13 protein-coding genes and 4 tRNA genes are annotated in these 17,627 nt (G+C 46.1%); 15 read left to right on the plus strand and 2 right to left on the minus strand.

Features of this window, described 5'->3' with window-relative positions; all coding sequences use genetic code 11:
• Window positions 1-22: 22 nt before the first annotated feature.
• Together ACP7FG_RS06610 and purF are read left to right on the plus strand one after the other, a co-directional pair.
• Window positions 23-517, plus strand: coding sequence for a CvpA family protein (locus tag ACP7FG_RS06610; protein WP_054486977.1), 495 nt, complete (start codon window positions 23-25; stop codon window positions 515-517).
• 14 nt (window positions 518-531) lie between these two features.
• Window positions 532-2,049, plus strand: coding sequence for an amidophosphoribosyltransferase (gene purF, locus ACP7FG_RS06615; protein WP_054486979.1), 1,518 nt, complete (start codon window positions 532-534; stop codon window positions 2,047-2,049).
• A 34-nt stretch (window positions 2,050-2,083) separates the two neighbouring features.
• Here purF and astB read toward each other — a convergent pair whose 3' ends face one another.
• Window positions 2,084-3,427, minus strand: a complete 1,344-nt coding sequence (gene astB, locus ACP7FG_RS06620) for an N-succinylarginine dihydrolase (RefSeq protein WP_054486981.1) — start codon at window positions 3,425-3,427, stop codon at window positions 2,084-2,086.
• A gap of 297 nt (window positions 3,428-3,724) precedes the next feature.
• Here astB and topA point away from each other — a divergent pair, with 297 nt between their 5' ends.
• Complete coding sequence (gene topA, locus ACP7FG_RS06625) at window positions 3,725-6,343, plus strand: type I DNA topoisomerase (protein WP_054486984.1); 2,619 nt, start codon at window positions 3,725-3,727, stop codon at window positions 6,341-6,343.
• Window positions 6,344-6,453: 110 nt separating this feature from the next.
• Window positions 6,454-7,185 (plus strand): TadE/TadG family type IV pilus assembly protein, encoded by a 732-nt coding sequence (locus ACP7FG_RS06630; RefSeq protein WP_439225904.1) that lies wholly within the window; start codon window positions 6,454-6,456, stop codon window positions 7,183-7,185.
• A 1-nt stretch (window position 7,186) separates the two neighbouring features.
• Here the strand turns inward: ACP7FG_RS06630 and folD are convergent, their stop codons facing one another.
• Window positions 7,187-8,047, minus strand: coding sequence for a bifunctional methylenetetrahydrofolate dehydrogenase/methenyltetrahydrofolate cyclohydrolase FolD (gene folD, locus ACP7FG_RS06635; RefSeq protein ID WP_287816614.1), 861 nt, complete (start codon window positions 8,045-8,047; stop codon window positions 7,187-7,189).
• Between the two features lie 239 nt (window positions 8,048-8,286).
• Between folD and ACP7FG_RS06640 the strand changes: the two genes are divergently transcribed.
• The 11 genes from ACP7FG_RS06640 (at window position 8,287) to ACP7FG_RS06690 (ending at window position 17,558) form a co-directional block, all read left to right on the plus strand.
• Window positions 8,287-8,363 (plus strand) — tRNA-Pro (locus ACP7FG_RS06640).
• A gap of 28 nt (window positions 8,364-8,391) precedes the next feature.
• A tRNA-Arg gene (locus tag ACP7FG_RS06645) sits at window positions 8,392-8,468 on the plus strand.
• Window positions 8,469-8,494: 26 nt separating this feature from the next.
• A tRNA-His gene (locus ACP7FG_RS06650) sits at window positions 8,495-8,570 on the plus strand.
• A gap of 28 nt (window positions 8,571-8,598) precedes the next feature.
• Window positions 8,599-8,675 (plus strand) — tRNA-Pro (locus ACP7FG_RS06655).
• Window positions 8,676-8,773: 98 nt separating this feature from the next.
• Window positions 8,774-9,001 carry a hypothetical protein gene (locus tag ACP7FG_RS06660; protein ID WP_199494405.1) on the plus strand — a complete coding sequence of 76 codons (228 nt, stop codon included), beginning with the start codon at window positions 8,774-8,776 and terminating at the stop codon, window positions 8,999-9,001.
• A gap of 182 nt (window positions 9,002-9,183) precedes the next feature.
• Window positions 9,184-10,485, plus strand: coding sequence for a trigger factor (tig, locus tag ACP7FG_RS06665; protein WP_054486992.1), 1,302 nt, complete (start codon window positions 9,184-9,186; stop codon window positions 10,483-10,485).
• Between the two features lie 99 nt (window positions 10,486-10,584).
• On the plus strand, window positions 10,585-11,205 hold the full coding sequence (gene clpP, locus ACP7FG_RS06670; protein WP_011234256.1) for an ATP-dependent Clp endopeptidase proteolytic subunit ClpP: 621 nt from the start codon (window positions 10,585-10,587) through the stop codon (window positions 11,203-11,205).
• A gap of 28 nt (window positions 11,206-11,233) precedes the next feature.
• A complete protein-coding gene (gene clpX / locus ACP7FG_RS06675; protein WP_054486994.1) occupies window positions 11,234-12,511 on the plus strand; it encodes an ATP-dependent protease ATP-binding subunit ClpX in 1,278 nt (425 codons plus the stop codon).
• A gap of 121 nt (window positions 12,512-12,632) precedes the next feature.
• A complete protein-coding gene (gene lon, locus ACP7FG_RS06680; protein ID WP_054486996.1) occupies window positions 12,633-14,957 on the plus strand; it encodes an endopeptidase La in 2,325 nt (774 codons plus the stop codon).
• A 303-nt stretch (window positions 14,958-15,260) separates the two neighbouring features.
• On the plus strand, window positions 15,261-15,533 hold the full coding sequence (gene hupB, locus ACP7FG_RS06685) for a nucleoid-associated protein HU-beta (RefSeq protein ID WP_011234253.1): 273 nt from the start codon (window positions 15,261-15,263) through the stop codon (window positions 15,531-15,533).
• A gap of 153 nt (window positions 15,534-15,686) precedes the next feature.
• Window positions 15,687-17,558: a SurA N-terminal domain-containing protein gene (locus ACP7FG_RS06690; protein ID WP_439225906.1), complete on the plus strand. Its 1,872-nt coding sequence runs from the start codon at window positions 15,687-15,689 to the stop codon at window positions 17,556-17,558.
• Window positions 17,559-17,627: the final 69 nt, after the last annotated feature.

The following is a 17,627-nucleotide window of genomic DNA, read 5'->3' on the forward strand; positions in this document are numbered from 1 at the left end:
TGCGCAGCAATTGTGAGTCATTATGCTCTGGATTGACTATGCCATTATAATTGTCATCGGCCTTTCAACGCTGATCAGTCTGGTAAGGGGCTTTGTTAAAGAAGCCGTGTCTCTGGCCATCTGGATTTCAGCCTTTTTTATCGCGAGTCAGTTTTATCTCGATCTGGCAGTATACTTTACCGAAATTGGCGATCCTCTGGTAAGAAATGCCGCTGCAATAGCTGCATTGTTTGTAGCGACTCTTATTCTGGGCGCAATTATTAACTACATTCTTTCTCAATTAGTTCATCACACGGGCCTATCCGGAACTGACCGGGTTCTCGGTCTGGTTTTTGGTGCGTTACGCGGTGTATTAATTGTCAGCGCTTTATTATTTTTTATTGATTCCTTTACCACATTATCTTCCAGTGAATGGTGGAAGGAGTCTCTATTAATTCCTCACTTCGGTGTATTTATTCAGTGGTTTTTCAGTTATCTGGAAAACAGCTCCAGTTTTTTAGTCCCTCAACCTGTATAAAAAGGTGAAAAGACATGTGTGGTATTGTTGGTATTGTTGGTAAGCAGGCTGTTAACCAAGCGCTTTATGACGGGTTAACTATGCTTCAACATCGTGGCCAGGACGCTGCTGGTATTATGACAGTTGATGAGCATTGCACTTTACGCTTAAGAAAGGCCAACGGCTTGGTACGCGATGTGTTCCATACACGCCACATGCACCGCTTGGCAGGTAATGTCGGTATTGGTCATGTACGCTATCCCACCGCCGGTAGCTCAAGCTCTGCCGAAGCGCAGCCATTCTATGTTAACTCGCCTTTCGGTATTGCTATGGCACACAATGGCAACCTGACCAACGCTAACGATGTTCAGGAACATTTGTTCCAAACAGCTCGTCGCCATATTAATACCACGTCTGACTCAGAGATTTTGCTTAACGTATTTGCCAACGAGTTAGATAAGAACGAAAGTTTAACACTGAACGAAGAAGACGTTTTCCGCACTATGACAGCGGTCCATCGTCAGGTTCGTGGAGCCTATGCCGTAGTCGCTATGATTCTCGGCCACGGTATGGTTGCGTTTCGCGACCCATGGGGAATTCGTCCTCTGGCACTGGGTAAACGCGACACGGAAGATGGCGAGGAATATATTGTCGCGTCTGAGAGTGTTGCAATTGACGGTACTGGTTTTAAGTATGTGCGTGATGTCGAGCCGGGCGAGGCTATTTATATTACGAATGACGGTAAACTATACTCGCGCCAGTGTGCCGACAAACCCATGCATTGCCCTTGTATTTTTGAGTACGTTTACTTTGCACGTCCCGATTCATTTATTGATGGGATTTCGGTGTATGCCTCTCGTGTCAATATGGGGCGTAAGCTGGGCGAAAAACTGAAACGGGACTACGCAGATTTAGACATTGATGTGGTTATCCCAATTCCTGAAACCAGCTGTGATATTGCACTGGAGATAGCCAATGTTATGGATTTACCGTACCGCCAGGGGTTTGTGAAAAACCGTTATATTGGTCGTACTTTTATCATGCCGGGGCAGACTCAGCGACGTAAGTCAGTACGCCGTAAATTGAACGCTATTAGCGCTGAATTCCGCGGTAAGAATGTTTTGCTGGTTGATGACTCTATTGTTCGCGGAACAACCTCTGAGCAGATTATCGAAATGGCTCGCGAGGCTGGTGCCAAAAAGGTTTATTTCGCATCAGCAGCTCCGGAAATTCGTTTCCCGAATGTTTATGGTATTGATATGCCAAGTGCCAATGAGCTTATTGGTCATGGACGTGAAGCAATAGAGATTCGCGACATGATCAAAGCAGATGGACTCATTTATCAAGATCTTGATGACCTGATAGATGCAGTTGGTGCAGAGAATCGCTCAATAAAGCGTTTTGAAACATCGGTGTTTAGCGGTGAGTATGTAACCGGAGATGTTAGCCAGGAATATCTAGATCGTCTTCATGCAGCTCGTAACGACGTTGCCAGATCTGAGCGTGACGGCTCAGAAGACGCTAACCTTGAGCTGCATAACGATAACGACTGACTCAGCCTAACAGCAAGGCTGAGTCAGTAATTGCTCAGTCTTGCTGGAAAGGGTAAACCGAGCCTAACTTAAGAATTTGAGTCAGTTCATCCAGAGCTGAACGCGATTCTTCTAATAATGCCGGATCGCGTAAATCATCAACAGCCAACTCATCGCGATAGTGCTTTTCTACCCACTGATTTAAACGACTGAATAATTTATCAGACATTAAACAATTCTGGTTAGCCCCGGCGAGTTCTTCATCGTTCAATGCAACTCGTAAGCGCAGGCAGGCGGGCCCGCCACCATTTCTCATGCTCTGCTTCACATCAAAGAATTCAACCCGCTTAATGGGGCTGTCACTGTTTTGAGTCAACTGTTCCAGATACGATCTGACACTGTCGTTCTCCTGACACTCCGTTGGTGCGATGATTGTCATTTGGCCATCGGGCGGTGTGATGAGCTGAGTATTGAATAAATACGTACTAACGGCGTCCTGAATACTTACCTGTTCAGTACCCACTTTAATGAAATGTAGTGGGTTATCACCGAACTTACGCTGAATTTCGGCCAATTTCGCTTCTGTATCGGCAAAAGCCTGCTCATGATAGAACAGTACGTTTTGGTTGCCGACGGCAATGACATCGTTATGGAAAACCCCTTGGTCAATTACGTCAGGGTTCTGCTGAATATAAACGGTATTATCTTCGCTCAGACCGTGCAAGCGAGCAATGGCTTGAGAGGCTTCTAAGGTCTGTCTTGCCGGAAAGCGTTTGGGCGCTGGTTTAGAACTGTCAAAGGCATAACGGCCATAGACAAAGAGTTCGACTCCGGCGTGACCATACTCGCGACACAAACGAGTGTGATTGGCCGCACCTTCATCGCCAAAGTGCTCGTTGTCGGGTAAATGTGTATGGTGCTCGAAGTAGCGGCTATTGTTGAACATAGCTTGCAGGATACGACCGCTGGTCTGTGGCTCTAATGAGCGGTGAAACTTATTGGTCAGGTTAGCCGGGGTAAAGTGTACTTTACCGTTAGCGGTGTCTGCACTTGGCGAAACGGTCGCAGCATTGGCGGTCCACATACTGGAAGCAGAGCAAACGGCCTGGAAAATAGCCGGAGCTTCGGTTGCTGCTTTATGTAACACTTCGGCATCAGTCCCGGTAAAGCCCAGGCGCCGCAAAGCAAAAATATCCGGGCGTTCCTGAGGAGCGAGTACTCCCTGCTTCATTCCCATATCGTGCAGTGCTTTCATTTTTTTCAGGCCTTGCAGGGCAGCACTTTTAGGACTGGATGAGGCTTTAGCGTTGGCCAAAGAGGCAACATTACCGAACGACAATCCAGCGTAATTATGAGTAGGTCCGACCAAACCGTCGTAGTTGACTTCGAAGTGTTGCATGCTCACTTTTCGATACTCCCTGCACGTATTGTGCACCTGATAATGTAAACTAAGGTGTCATTATACTGTTTTAAAACCGCCTTGAAAGCCTTTATTTTTCTGGCGTTTAAGCCCGTTCGCATAAATCTGACTGTTTATCTAACTTGTGCGAATTTTTATCAAATACTCGAGTTATGGTTGTTTCTGCTGACGATAACCGATATACCTAAAAAAGGCCGCTAATGAGCAATTGCACTTGTAATTGTTACTGTTAGCACGTATATACACGGTCATCTACAACAAGAGAACGATTATTCTATGGCAAAATCGCTCGTCATTGTCGAGTCTCCGGCAAAAGCCAAAACGATTAATAAATATTTAGGTAAGGACTTTGTCGTTAAGTCCAGTGTTGGTCATGTCCGTGATCTACCTACCCGAGCTACTGAGACAATCAAAAGCAAACCGGCAGCTGAAGTCCGGAAGATGTCCCCGGATGCAAAAGCTAAATATCAGAAAGAACGGGACTACAAGCGGTTAATTGCTCGTATGGGAGTTGACCCGGAAAATGATTGGGAAGCTCACTACGAAGTTCTGCAGGGTAAAGAAAAAGTCGTTAAAGAGTTAAAACAGTTAGCGAAAAAGTCTGAGGAAATTATCCTCGCAACGGATTTGGACCGCGAGGGAGAGGCAATTGCCTGGCACCTGCGGGAACTTATCGGTGGTGACGATTCCCGCTATAAACGCGTTGTGTTTAACGAAATTACCAAAAAAGCCATTCAGGAAGCTTTTGAGCACCCCGCAGAGTTGAATACGGACCGGGTCAATGCGCAGCAGACTCGCCGTTTTCTTGACCGTGTGGTCGGCTTTATGGTTTCTCCGTTATTGTGGAAAAAAATTGCCCGTGGGTTGTCGGCAGGCCGTGTGCAGTCAGTTGCTGTGCGTCTGGTGGTTGAACGCGAGCGCGAAATAAAAGCCTTTGTTCCGGAAGAGTATTGGGATGTTCATGCGGATTTAATGACGCCATCGGAAGACTCTCTGCGTATGCAGGTAATGAAGCAGGCGGGAAAAAACTTTCGCCCGGCTAATAAAGAAGAAACCGATGCTGCATTGGCGTTATTGAAGGGGTCAGGTTACGAAATTACCGGCCGTGAAGACAAGCCCACGTCGAGCAAACCCAGCGCACCGTTCATTACTTCAACACTTCAGCAGGCGGCCAGTACCAGGTTAGGCTTTGGTGTGAAGAAGACGATGATGATGGCTCAGCGTCTTTATGAAGCCGGTCACATTACTTATATGCGTACTGACTCAACCAATTTGAGTGCTGAAGCGGTTGATGCCTGCCGTGACTTAATAGCAAAAGACTTTGGTAAGAACTATTTGCCGGAAAGCCCGACTCGCTATGGTGCTAAAAGCAACGCACAAGAAGCCCACGAGGCTATTCGCCCGTCAGATGTGAAGGTGAAGTCAGAATCCTTATCTTCAGTTGAGCGTGATGCTCAACGTTTGTATGAGCTTATTTGGCGTCAATTCGTTGCTTGCCAGATGGTTCCGGCACGCTATGACAGTACGACCTTAACTGCCACTGCGGGTGATTTCGAATTAAAAGCGCGCGGACGGGTTATGCGCTTTGCCGGTTGGACTAAGGTGATGCCTCCGGCTAGCAGCAAGAAAGAGGGCGATGATAATCTGCCGGACGTAAAAAAAGGCGATGCATTGAAACTGGAACAACTGCTTCCAGAGCAACATTTTACCAAGCCACCGGCTCGCTATGGTGAGGCGTCTTTGGTTAAAGAGCTGGAAAAACGCGGTATTGGTCGCCCGTCGACTTACGCGTCGATTATTTCTACTATTCAGGACAGAGGCTATGTTCGGGTAGAGAGCCGTAGATTCTTTGCTGAGAAAATGGGTGAAATTGTCAATGACCGACTTGTTGAGAACTTCACCGAACTAATGAATTACAACTTTACGGCAGAAATGGAACAGGCATTGGATGATATTGCTGCCGGGAAGCGTGACTGGAAAGAAACCCTCGATAAGTTTTATGCGGACTTTAAAGAGCGGCTGGAAAAAGCTGAACTGGAACCTACTGAAGGTGGTATGCGTGAGAACAGTCTTGTTCTGACCGATATTGACTGTCCTGAATGTGGTCGGAAAATGGGGATAAGAACCGCTTCAACCGGAGTTTTTCTGGGCTGTTCAGGTTACAACCTACCGCCAAAGGAACGCTGTACTAAAACACTGAACCTGACGCCGGGTGAAGAAGCGGTTGAGGTAACTGACGAAGAAGAACGTGAAACCGAAGCGCTTAGAGCGAAAAAGCGCTGCCCTAAATGCGGGACAGCGATGGATAGCTATCTTATTGACGAAAAGCGCAGGCTGCATGTTTGCGGTAACAATCCAACTTGCGACGGCCAATTGGTTGAAGAGGGCACGTTCCGGATTAAAGGGTACGACGGTCCAACTATCGAGTGTGATAAATGCGGCTCGGAAATGCAGCTAAAAAATGGACGTTTTGGTAAGTACTTTGGTTGTACCAACAGTGACTGCAAAAATACCCGTAAGTTGTTGCGTAGCGGGGAACCTGCGCCACCTAAAGAAGATCCGGTCCCATTGCCGGAGTTACCCTGTGAAGAGTCCGATGCTTATTTTGTTTTACGGGACGGTGCGTCAGGTATTTTCTTGTCAGCTAATACTTTCCCTAAGTCACGGGAGACCCGTGCTGTTACCGTAAAAGAACTTGCTCAGTTTAAAGACCGGTTACCGGAAAAGTTCAAGTATCTGGCGGAGGCTCCGCAGGAAGACGAGGACGGTAATGATGCTATTGTTCGCTTTTCACGCAAAAACAAAGAACAATACGTGGTGACCGAAATCAAGAAGAAACAAACTGGCTGGAAAGCATTTTTCCGAGATGGGAAGTGGCAAGTACAGGACAAGTAGTTAATAACTTACGGGCAAAGGGTCACTTTGCCAATGGCGAATCAAAACCTGCTGGACTAACATAGCTGCGTGTCTAATGAAGGACACAGCACACTGGACATGGAGGTCCCATGTTATTGTCTCGCTTGGGCATAACATTTCCCGCTGCCTTTCCGGCAGCGGTTTTTTCTTTATTTAAGCCGGGCAAAACGCTGCGAAAACAATCCGGACAAGCCGGTATCGAGCTGTTAATTGTATGGCCGGTTATTGTGGCCGCTGTTTTTACTTTCGTTCAGGCACTGATTATCTGGTGGGGGCAGCAAACTCTAACGGTTGCTAATCAGTATGCTGTGCGCGCGGGTAGCATTAATAACGGCAGTCACAATGCCATGGTTAACACGTTAGTTGCGGGAATGGCGGGGCTTAAACCGCAACTCAGTACTGACAACAAAATGGTCGCTGTAACTGAAGCTTTGGTTGAGCAGCGACTTCATTACGCACAATTTGGTCAACTAAAAGTCTTGTCGCCTACGGTTGAGGATTTTCGCCAATTTGCCGATTGGCGCTGGGACGATGAGCTAAAGACTGAGGTATTAGAGATTTCAGTTGACCATTACCACGCCCGTGCCAGTAGCGACGGTAGCGAACAATGGCACCAGGCAAGGGTATTGGTTATTGAAACCTATTGGTGCCTGCCCCTTGATATTCCTATTGCCGGCGAGTTTTTATCTGCGACTCAAACCTTACTGTCCGACTCTAAAGCAGCACGTTACTGCGCAACGCGCAGCCGGGTGTTCAATAAACCTTTATGGGCGTTATCGAATACCGCTCAGCATTCAATGCTAAGCGGCTATCGAAAGTAAACTAGCGAATATCGTGGTAGTCAACGCAGGCTTGTAAGGTATTTTCAATGAGTGAAGCTACGGTCATTGGTCCCACGCCACCCGGAACAGGCGTTATCCAGCCGGCTTTCTCGGAGGCTGTCTGGAACTCAATATCACCGGTTAAACGACCATCAGGTAGTCGATTCATACCAACATCAATGACGATAGCTCCGGGTTTAACCCATTCCCCCGGAATGAATTCAGGCTTCCCTACTGCTACAACTAAAATATCTGCTCTTTTAACGTGTTCAGATAGATCGTTGGTGAAGCGATGACAAACCGTCGTTGTAGCACCTGCCAAAAGGAGTTCCAGGCTCATTGGCCGGCCAACAATGTTAGATGCACCAACGACAACCGCATTCAACCCATGCAGATCGACTTTTGTGTGCTCCAGTAAGGTCATAATGCCTTTGGGGGTGCAGGGGCGTAGAGCGGGAATGCGTTGCGATAAACGTCCGACATTAAAAGGGTGGAAGCCATCGACATCTTTATCAGGGCGAATTCGTTCTAATATCGGAGTAGCATCAAGGCCCGCCGGCAGAGGCAGCTGAACTAAGATGCCATCGACAGAAGTGTCGTTGTTTAACTTTTCAATCAGCTCTTCAAGTTCCTGCTGCGTTGTCGTTGCCGGTAAGTCATAGTCAAAGGAGCGAAACCCGACATCTTCACAAGCTCGCCGTTTATTTCCTACATAAACTTCGGAAGCCGCGTCGCTCCCAACTAAGACAACCGCCAGGCCTGGTGCTCGCAGCCCGGAGTTAACACGTTCTTTTACTTGCTGTTTGACGGCCTGACGTACAGTGGCTGCAATGGTTTTACCATCGATAATCTGAGCTGGCATAATGACGTTCCCAAAAGTGAGAGAATTCAAGGTGATATATGGGTTCCATTGTAACTTTTTTCTGCCCTGAATGTCACCGGTTGTTGGTTTAGTCGTCAGGTTGACGTAAAAGTAGCCATTCGGCACCGATAACAGAAAAAAAGTTTGACGGGTCAGTCTTCAACAGGTAATATTCGCCCCCGTTGTCAGCCAGCATTTGCTTTTTAAAAGCTGCGTCTGATACGGCTTTCGGAGAAATTCGGCGATTAGCGCAGTTTGGTAGCGCACTTGGTTTGGGTCCAAGGGGTCGCAGGTTCAAATCCTGCATCGCCGACCATTCTCTAGACGGTAAAATGGTTCGATATGCGCCCGTAGCTCAGCTGGATAGAGCAACGGCCTTCTAAGCCGTCGGTCGCAGGTTCGAATCCTGCCGGGTGCGCCAGAACGCGCCAAAGAAATCACTCAGTGGTGGGTGTAGCTCAGTTGGTAGAGCCCCGGATTGTGATTCCGGTTGTCGTGGGTTCAAGTCCCATCATCCACCCCATTTCTTTATAGTAAAACTTCCTGTTTGTCGGCGATTAGCGCAGTTTGGTAGCGCACTTGGTTTGGGTCCAAGGGGTCGCAGGTTCAAATCCTGCATCGCCGACCATTACACTCTTTGACCTTTTTCTTTTCAGCCAGTACTGCTACATTTAAGTCATATATAAATAAAACTTTCACTGTTAACCCGTGGCTGGAGTTATTGTTATGGACTTTAAGAAAAGTTTAAAGAATCCCGCTGAAGCGTTTGATTCCCCGCAAGCTGTGTTTGATCATCCTGACCTTTCAAACCAGCAAAAAATAGAGCTGTTGCAGCAATGGCGTTATGATGAGCTTGAAACGGAAGTTGCCGACCAAGAAAATATGGGGGGCGATAAGCCGGATAAACTGGGCGAAATCAATAATCTACTTCTTGAGCTGGAAGACAAATCTTAAGTATTTTTCTCACCGAATAAAGTGAAGTTTAAAAATTGCCGCTCGGGACTCGACTCCGGGCGGTCTCCTCGCTATAATGCTGCGTCATTTTTAAAGGTCAACGCCGTTGCCGTATCTCATTTTTTTATAATGATAAATTGATGCGAGTGACATTCATTGATTGAAACCGAGGTAATGAAGCAATGCAGGTTTCTGTAGAGACAACTCAAGGTTTAGAGCGTCGTGTGACTATTACAGTCCCGGCAGATGCAATTGATAGCGAAGTAACACGCTTATTAAAAGAAGAATATCGCCATCGTCGCGTGAATGGTTTCCGTAAAGGAAAAATTCCGCCAAATGTACTGCAAAAGCTGTTTGGTCGCGAAGCACGTTCACGTGCAGCTTCAAGTGTTATGCAAAGCAAATACTTTGAAGCGGTTATGCAGGAAAAGTTGAACCCTGCTGGTGCACCTGCAATTGAGCCTAAAGTCAATGAACCAGGTAAAGACCTTGAGTTCACTGCAACGTTCGAAGTGTATCCGGAAGTAGAAGTTCAAAATCTGGAAAAAGTGAAAGTTGAGAAGCCAGCTGTTGAAGTTACCGAAAAAGACGTAGACAACATGTTGGAAACGTTGCAAAAGCAGCACGCTGACTGGAAAGAAGTTAAGCGTAAGTCCAAAAAAGGTGACCGTGTCACTATGGATTTTGTTGGCTCTATCGACGGTGAAGAATTTGAAGGCGGTAAAGCCGACGATTTCGCTCTGGAATTAGGCGAAGGCCGCATGATTCCGGGCTTTGAAGATCAAATTAAAGGTATTAAAGCGGGTGAAGAAAAGACGATTGAAGTCACTTTCCCGGAAGACTACCACGCTGAAAACCTGAAAGGTAAAGAAGCGCAGTTCGTTGTAACAGCTAAAAAAGTTGAAGCACGTGACTTGCCTGAACTCAATGACGAGTTCGTTGCGCTATTTGGTGTAAAAGAAGGCGGCGTTGAAGCGTTGAAGGAAGAAGTTCGTAAGAATATGGAACGCGAACTGAAAAACGCAGTAAAAGCAAAAGTTAAAGAACAGGTGTTAAAAGGCATTGTTGAAAACAACGATGTTGAATTGCCTAAGTCAATGATCGACCAGGAAATTGATCAACTGCGTAAGCAAGCTGCTCAACGTTTTGGTGGTAACGCTGATCAAATGCCTGAATTGCCGGCTGAGTTGTTTGAAGAGCAGGCAAAAGAACGCGTTAAAGTTGGCTTGTTATTGGGCGAAGTTATTCGCAGCAATGAGCTTAAAGCTGACGACGAGAAAGTTGATGAGATCATTGCGACAGCTGCTTCTGCATATGAAGACCCGCAGGAAGTTGTCGAGTACTACAAGTCAAACAACGATATGATGCAGCAAGTTCGCAACTTAGCGTTGGAAGAGCAAGCTATCGAATTTGTGTTGGAAAAAGCTTCTGTGAAAGATAAGAAAGCAAGCTTTGACGACATTATGAATCCGAAGCAGCAGTAATCTCTTGTAACGGAGTCCTTGACGGGTCCCGCTACAGCTTGGTTTAATGGCTCGTATGATTTCATACGAGCCATTTTTATTTCAGGAGCTTTATAACACATGTCGAGCGATATTCAGGATCCAATGGCACAGCTAGTCCCTATGGTTGTCGAACAGACGTCAAAAGGGGAGCGCTCTTACGACATTTATTCACGCCTGTTAAAAGAGCGTGTGATTTTCTGCTGTGGTCAGGTTGAAGACCATATGGCCAACCTTATTGTGGCTCAGCTATTATTCTTAGAATCAGATAATCCTGATAAAGACATTTACTTGTATATTAACTCGCCAGGAGGTGTAGTTACGGCAGGTATGGCTATTTACGATACAATGCGCTTTATTAAGCCAGACGTTAGCACAGTTTGTATGGGACAAGCGGCCAGCATGGGGGCTTTCCTTTTAGCCGGTGGTGCTCAGGGTAAGCGGTATTGCTTGCCTAATTCCCGGGTTATGATTCACCAGCCACTTGGCGGTTTCCAGGGGCAGGCTTCAGATTTTGAAATTCATGCGAAGCAAATTTTGGATCTGAAAGAGCGCTTAAACCGTATGTTAGCTGAGAATACAGGTCAGGATTACGAGAAAGTGGCTAGAGACACCGATCGCGATCACTTCTTATCAGCAGAAGAGTCAATCGATTACGGTCTGGTTGACGGCATTTTACGCCAGCGTGGCGAAGAGTCCTGAGCGGGCGCTTAAGTAGTAGGAGAAAAGCATGACGGATCAGTCCAAAGGTGACGGCGATAAGCCGCTGTATTGCACTTTTTGTGGCAAAAGTCAGCACGAAGTTAAGAAGCTCATTGCCGGACCGTCTGTGTTCATTTGCGATGAATGCGTCGAGTTATGTAATGACATTCTAAAAGAAGAAATTCATCAACTGTCGCCGGTGCCGGACCAGGATGAATTACCTGTGCCAAAAGCTATCCGAAAACATCTGGACGACTACGTTATCGGCCAGGATCGCGCTAAAAAAGTTTTATCAGTTGCTGTCTATAACCACTACAAGCGGTTACGTGCATCAGGAAAAGGTAAAGAAGAAGTTGAGCTGGGCAAGAGTAATATCTTGCTGATAGGCCCTACAGGCTCAGGTAAGACTTTCCTTGCTGAGACTATGGCGCGTTATCTGGATGTTCCGTTTACTATGGCGGATGCGACTACCTTGACCGAAGCAGGTTACGTTGGTGAAGATGTCGAGAACATCATTCAGAAGCTTTTACAGAAGTGCGACTACGATGTGGAAAAAGCCCAACGCGGTATTGTCTATATTGATGAAATTGACAAAATTTCACGTAAGTCAGACAACCCATCTATTACTCGCGATGTTAGTGGCGAAGGCGTTCAGCAAGCTTTATTGAAGCTTATTGAAGGTACCGTTGCTTCTGTACCTCCTCAGGGCGGACGAAAGCATCCTCAGCAAGAGTTCTTGCAGGTTGATACGTCGAAGATTCTGTTTATCTGTGGTGGTGCATTTGCTGGCTTAAACAAAGTGATTGAGCAGCGTTTGTCTACCGGAACAGGAATTGGTTTCGGCGCCGAAGTAAAAAGTAAAACGCGAAGTGAAGAAGGCGAAATTATAGCGAAAGTAGAGCCGGAAGATTTGGTTCGCTACGGTTTGATTCCGGAGTTTATTGGACGGCTACCTGTTGTTGCCACACTAGACGAGCTGGATGAAGAAGCATTGGTTGAAATTTTGCGTGAACCGAAAAATGCTTTAACCAAGCAATACTCTGCTTTGTTTGAAATGGAAGATGTTGAACTGGAGTTTCGTGAAGACGCGTTACGGGCTATTGCTAAAAAAGCCATGGCGCGTAAAACAGGAGCTCGCGGTCTGCGTTCAATCGTCGAAGGTGTTTTGCTAGGCACTATGTACGAGTTACCTTCCATTGAGGGCGTGGTGAAAGTTGTGGTTGATGAATCGGTGATAGCCGGGGAATCAGACCCTATTTTAATTTACGCGAATCAACAGAAAAACAAGCAGGCTTCGGGTGAATAATACGAAACTGTATTAAAAGTGTTCGAAAAAGGGCCAATCTGGCCCTTTTTTTCTGTCAAGGATTGAACTTTCAGGTAAAGACCGCATATAACAAAGTAAACCTAGGTCGGGAGAGAATTTAATGAGCGAAGAACGCACCGAACAATTAACGATGCCTGTTCTGCCGTTGCGAGATGTAGTGGTTTACCCGCATATGGTGATTCCGCTATTTGTCGGTCGGGAAAAATCGATTCGATGCTTACAAGCGGCGATGGATGCGGATAAACAAGTCTTTTTAGCAGCACAGAAAGATGCGTCGGTGGATGAACCTACCAATGATGACATTTATCCGGTGGGTACTGTCGCTACGGTTTTACAGTTATTGAAGCTGCCTGATGGCACTGTGAAAGTGTTAGTTGAAGGTAAGCAGCGTGCGCAGCTTGATGAACTTCAGGATGATGAAGAGTACTTTAAGGCCAGTATCCATTATTTGGCGGCAGAAGAGTTACCGGAAAAAGAGGAAGAAGTACTTATTCGGTCGGCTCTGAACCAGTTTGAAGGCTATGTGAAGCTGAACAAAAAGATACCGCCAGAAGTACTTACTTCGTTGTCTGGTATTGAAGACGGTGACCGTCTGGCCGACACAATGGCGGCACACATGCCTTTAAAACTTGCAGAAAAGCAGGCCATTCTTGAAATTACCGATGTGCGTGAGCGCATAGAGCACCTGATGGCATTGATGGAAGGCGAAATTGATATCCTTCAGGTTGAGAAACGTATTCGCAGTCGCGTCAAAAAACAAATGGAAAAAAGCCAGCGTGAGTATTACTTGAATGAGCAAATGAAAGCCATTCAAAAAGAGCTGGGTGAAACCGAAGACGGCGTCGATGAGTTTGAGCAGTTGCAGAAAAAAATCGACGACGCCCGCATGCCCGCCGAGGCTAAGAAGAAAACAGAAGCTGAGCTTCAAAAGCTGAAAATGATGTCGCCCATGTCGGCGGAGGCTACTGTTGTTCGGGGTTATATCGACTGGATGGTGTCGGTTCCGTGGAAAAAGCGTTCGCGTATCAAGAAAGATTTAGCTCATGCTGAAAAAGTGCTAGATGCTGATCATTATGGGTTAGAGAAAGTCAAAGAACGCATTATTGAATACTTAGCGGTGCAACAACGAACCACAAAAGTGAAAGGTGCAATTCTTTGCCTGGTAGGCCCTCCTGGTGTGGGTAAAACATCGCTTGGCCAGTCCATAGCGAAAGCTACGGGAAGAGAGTACGTGCGCATGGCATTGGGTGGCGTTCGTGACGAAGCAGAGATACGCGGACACCGTCGAACCTATATTGGCTCTATGCCAGGCAAGCTGATTCAAAAAATGTCGAAAGTTGGTGTACGTAATCCACTGTTTCTTTTAGATGAAATTGACAAAATGTCGGCGGATATGCGTGGAGACCCGGCATCAGCGTTATTAGAGGTGTTAGATCCGGAACAGAACGTTAACTTTAACGATCATTATCTTGAAGTGGATTACGACCTGTCAGATGTCATGTTTGTTGCAACCTCTAACAGTATGAATATTCCGGCGCCTCTGCTTGATCGAATGGAAGTGATTCGTCTGTCCGGTTATACCGAAGATGAAAAGCTGAACATCGCTAAACGTCACTTATTGACTAAGCAGATTGGCCGTAACGGTTTAAAAGAAAAAGAAATTACGGTTCAGGACAGTGCCATTATCGGTATTATTCGTTATTACACCCGCGAAGCAGGTGTGCGTAACCTTGAACGTGAGTTGTCACGACTGTGTCGCAAAGCGGTGAAAGAAATTTTGCTGGACAGTTCAATTAAGCATGTTGAAATTACCGGCGATAATTTAAGTGACTACCTGGGCGTGCAGCGCTTTGATTATGGTAAAGCGGAAGAAGCCAACCAAGTCGGTCAGGTTACTGGCTTAGCATGGACTGAAGTGGGCGGTGACTTGCTAACTATTGAAGCCACGAATGTAGCCGGTAAAGGAAAGACAACCACGACTGGTTCGTTAGGCGATGTTATGCAGGAGTCTATTCAAACCGCACTGACAGTAGTTCGCAGTCGGGCTGATAAGCTGGGTATTGCGGATGACTTTCATGAGAAGCGCGATATTCACGTTCATGTTCCTGAAGGCGCCACGCCAAAAGATGGACCAAGTGCTGGTATCGCAATGGTTACGGCTATGGTTTCATCGTTAACCGGTAAACCGGTACGCTCTGATGTCGCAATGACCGGGGAAATTACGTTGCGGGGTGAAGTATTGGCTATCGGTGGCTTAAAAGAAAAGCTATTGGCAGCTCATCGCGGTGGAATTAAGCATGTATTAATTCCCAAAGAGAATGAACGCGATTTAAAAGAAATAGCCGATAACGTTAAAGAAGACCTGGTAATTCAACCGGTGAAATGGATTGATGAAGTATTAGATGTCGCTTTGGTTAAAGATTAATCAGTGACTTAATACTAAAGTCATATTCCAACGCTAGAATGCGGTCTGCGGATGAGAAATCATGCCTCAGACCGCATTTTTTCGTTAAAAAGTGAGTAAAAAGGGTTTTCAATCGAAACGACTGTGGTAGCCTAGAGTTTAAAGCTGATTCAAATGTATGACATAAGAACAGCTGGATAGGAAAGCCATTTGGACATAATGGTGCTTGAACAATTAAATCAAGCTTGATATAACCGTTTTGGCCCATTTAAATCCGAATGGAACCACGGAAACTTGATAATAACAATCTAAGGGGATGATACTGTGAACAAGTCTCAGCTTATTGACAAAATCGCGGCAGGTGCAGATATTTCTAAGGCTGCTGCTGGTCGTGCTCTGGACTCAATGATCGATGCAGTAACTGATGCTCTAAAAAAAGATGACCAAGTCGCATTAGTTGGCTTCGGTACGTTTAGCGTACGTGAGCGTTCTGCTCGTACTGGTCGTAACCCTCAAACGGGTGAGACTATCCAGATCGCTGCTGCTAAAGTACCTTCTTTTAAAGCAGGTAAAGCACTGAAAGACGCAGTAAATTAATTAAAGCGCATTAGCGCTTTTTTTAAAGAATAATAATAGTAGCCCGAGGTTTATAAAACCTCGGGTTATTTTTTTGTATGAATGGTGAGTTTTAAGACGAATCACCTTATAATGTGACGTCGTTTATTCAGGTTAAATAAGGAAAGCCTTATTATGTTAGAGCGGATTCGGGAAGGCTCGCAGAGTTTTACTGCTAAGGCCATTCTTGTGTTAATCATTCTAACTTTTGCATTGGCAGGTGTTGGCGGTTATATCACCGGCGACACAGAAGATGCTGTTGCAAAAGTTAATGGAGAAGAAATTCCTCGTAGTGACTACGATCGTGCTTATGAAAACGAACGTAGCCGCTTACAAGAGCAGTTCGGCGATATGTTTTCTGCCATTACTTCCGATCCGGAATACATGCGTAGTTTGCGTAGCAGAGTTCTGGAACAGCTTATAGAACAGGAATTACTCGTACAGTACGCAGAAGACAGCGGAATGCGTGTGGGATCAGAGCAGGTTAAAGCAGCAATTCGCGATATTCCTCAGTTTCGCACCGCCGGACAGTTTGATAACGACGTCTATTTAATGGCGTTACGAAATGCGGGCTATAGTCCGGAAGCCTTTGCTAAAGTTATGCAGCAGGACATGACCCGGAATCAACTTTTGCGGGGTTTGTCTCAGTCTGAATTCGTTTTGGAACCTGAGGCTTTAGCATTTTTGCGCTTACAGAACCAAACGCGTTCAGGTGGGTTTCTGGTAGCAAATAACGAGTCTTTTGAGGGCCAGGTGGAAGTTGCTGAGTCGGATATCGAGACCTTTTATCAGCAAAACCAGGACATGTTCCGTACGGAAGAGAAGTTGAGCGTTGCTTATGTTGAGCTTTCTTTAGCGGCTATTGAGTCTGATATTGAAATAGCCGATGAAGAAGTACGTGAGTATTACGAACAACGTCAGCAGCAATACGCAACCGAAGAAGAGCGTCGCGTGTCGCATATTCTTATTGAATTCGACACAGAGAACGCTAAAGAGAAAGCTGAAGAGGCGTTGGCCGAACTGGAGCAGGGCGCCGACTTCGCTGAGGTAGCGCAAACCTACTCTGATGATACTTTCTCTGCGGAACAGGGCGGTGACCTTGATTGGGTCGAAGCTGGCATGATGGACGAAGATTTTGATGCCGCTGTTTTTGCGCTGGAAAACATTGGTGATTTATCTGAGATTGTTGAAACCAGCTTCGGTTATCACATTATTAAGCTGACTGATTTACGTGAAGGTACGGTAACACCATTCAGTGAAGTCGAAGACGAAGTTCGCCAACAGCTGTTAGCAGAAAAAGCGGAAGACCGTTATTTTGAAAAGCAGCAGAAATTGGCTGAAATTAGCTTTGAACAGCCAGATACTCTGGAGCCTGCTGCTGACGAAATTGGTGCTACAGTTCGTCGTACTGACTTATTCACTCGTGAAAGAGCACCAACACCTTTGAGTGATGATGTCATTCTCAATAACCTGTTTTCAGAACAGTTAATTGAAGAGAAGTTAAACAGCGACGTAATTGAAACCTCTGATGATCGTTCTTTGGTTGTGCGAGTGACTGAACATCAACCGGTGCGTGTAAAAGATCTGGAAGAGGTCCGCGAGCAAATTGTTGCGGAACTTCGTGTAGAGAAAGCTCAGGAATTAGCATTGCAACAGGCGGAAGAGTGGATGCAGGCCTGGCAGTCGGGTGAAGAAACCAGTGGCGAGATTGTCTGGGTAGATAGTATTACCCGGAACAATAACGAGCATCCAAGAGCTATTGTGCAAGAGCTGTTCTCGATGTCTCCGTCTGCTACTGCCGATGAAAACACCTTTACCACGGTCGCGCTTCCTAATGGCGATGCTGCAGTGGTTGCATTGACAGAACTTAACCCGGGTAATGCAAACGAAGAGCAGCTTGATGAGCTGCAAAGTCAATTGCAGAACCGCCAGGCACAAGTGATGTTACAAGCTTTCATTAATAATTTGAAAAGTGATGCAGATATTCAGCGTTTATCGACTCGATAAAGTGTAACGCTCATCGAAAATAAAAAAGCTCAGACTTGAGAAAGTCTGAGCTTTTTTTGTTTTTCGTTA

Origin of the sequence: Idiomarina sp. ST10R2A5 (genome assembly GCF_051842325.1) — a bacterium.
GTDB classification, from domain to species: Bacteria; Pseudomonadota; Gammaproteobacteria; order Enterobacterales; family Alteromonadaceae; genus Idiomarina; species Idiomarina abyssalis.

What these genes read in the sequence shown, in the direction of transcription:
- folD (WP_287816614.1), bottom strand. Translation starts at nt 8,047, where the DNA reads ATGCCAGCTCAGATTATCGATGGTAAAACCATTGCAGCCACTGTACGT.
- ACP7FG_RS06690 (WP_439225906.1), top strand. Translation starts at nt 15,687, where the DNA reads ATGTTAGAGCGGATTCGGGAAGGCTCGCAGAGTTTTACTGCTAAGGCC.
- astB (WP_054486981.1), bottom strand. Translation starts at nt 3,427, where the DNA reads ATGCAACACTTCGAAGTCAACTACGACGGTTTGGTCGGACCTACTCAT.
- ACP7FG_RS06660 (WP_199494405.1), top strand. Translation starts at nt 8,774, where the DNA reads ATGGACTTTAAGAAAAGTTTAAAGAATCCCGCTGAAGCGTTTGATTCC.
- lon (WP_054486996.1), top strand. Translation starts at nt 12,633, where the DNA reads ATGAGCGAAGAACGCACCGAACAATTAACGATGCCTGTTCTGCCGTTG.
- clpP (WP_011234256.1), top strand. Translation starts at nt 10,585, where the DNA reads ATGTCGAGCGATATTCAGGATCCAATGGCACAGCTAGTCCCTATGGTT.
- clpX (WP_054486994.1), top strand. Translation starts at nt 11,234, where the DNA reads ATGACGGATCAGTCCAAAGGTGACGGCGATAAGCCGCTGTATTGCACT.
- topA (WP_054486984.1), top strand. Translation starts at nt 3,725, where the DNA reads ATGGCAAAATCGCTCGTCATTGTCGAGTCTCCGGCAAAAGCCAAAACG.
- tig (WP_054486992.1), top strand. Translation starts at nt 9,184, where the DNA reads ATGCAGGTTTCTGTAGAGACAACTCAAGGTTTAGAGCGTCGTGTGACT.
- ACP7FG_RS06630 (WP_439225904.1), top strand. Translation starts at nt 6,454, where the DNA reads ATGTTATTGTCTCGCTTGGGCATAACATTTCCCGCTGCCTTTCCGGCA.
- ACP7FG_RS06610 (WP_054486977.1), top strand. Translation starts at nt 23, where the DNA reads ATGCTCTGGATTGACTATGCCATTATAATTGTCATCGGCCTTTCAACG.
- purF (WP_054486979.1), top strand. Translation starts at nt 532, where the DNA reads ATGTGTGGTATTGTTGGTATTGTTGGTAAGCAGGCTGTTAACCAAGCG.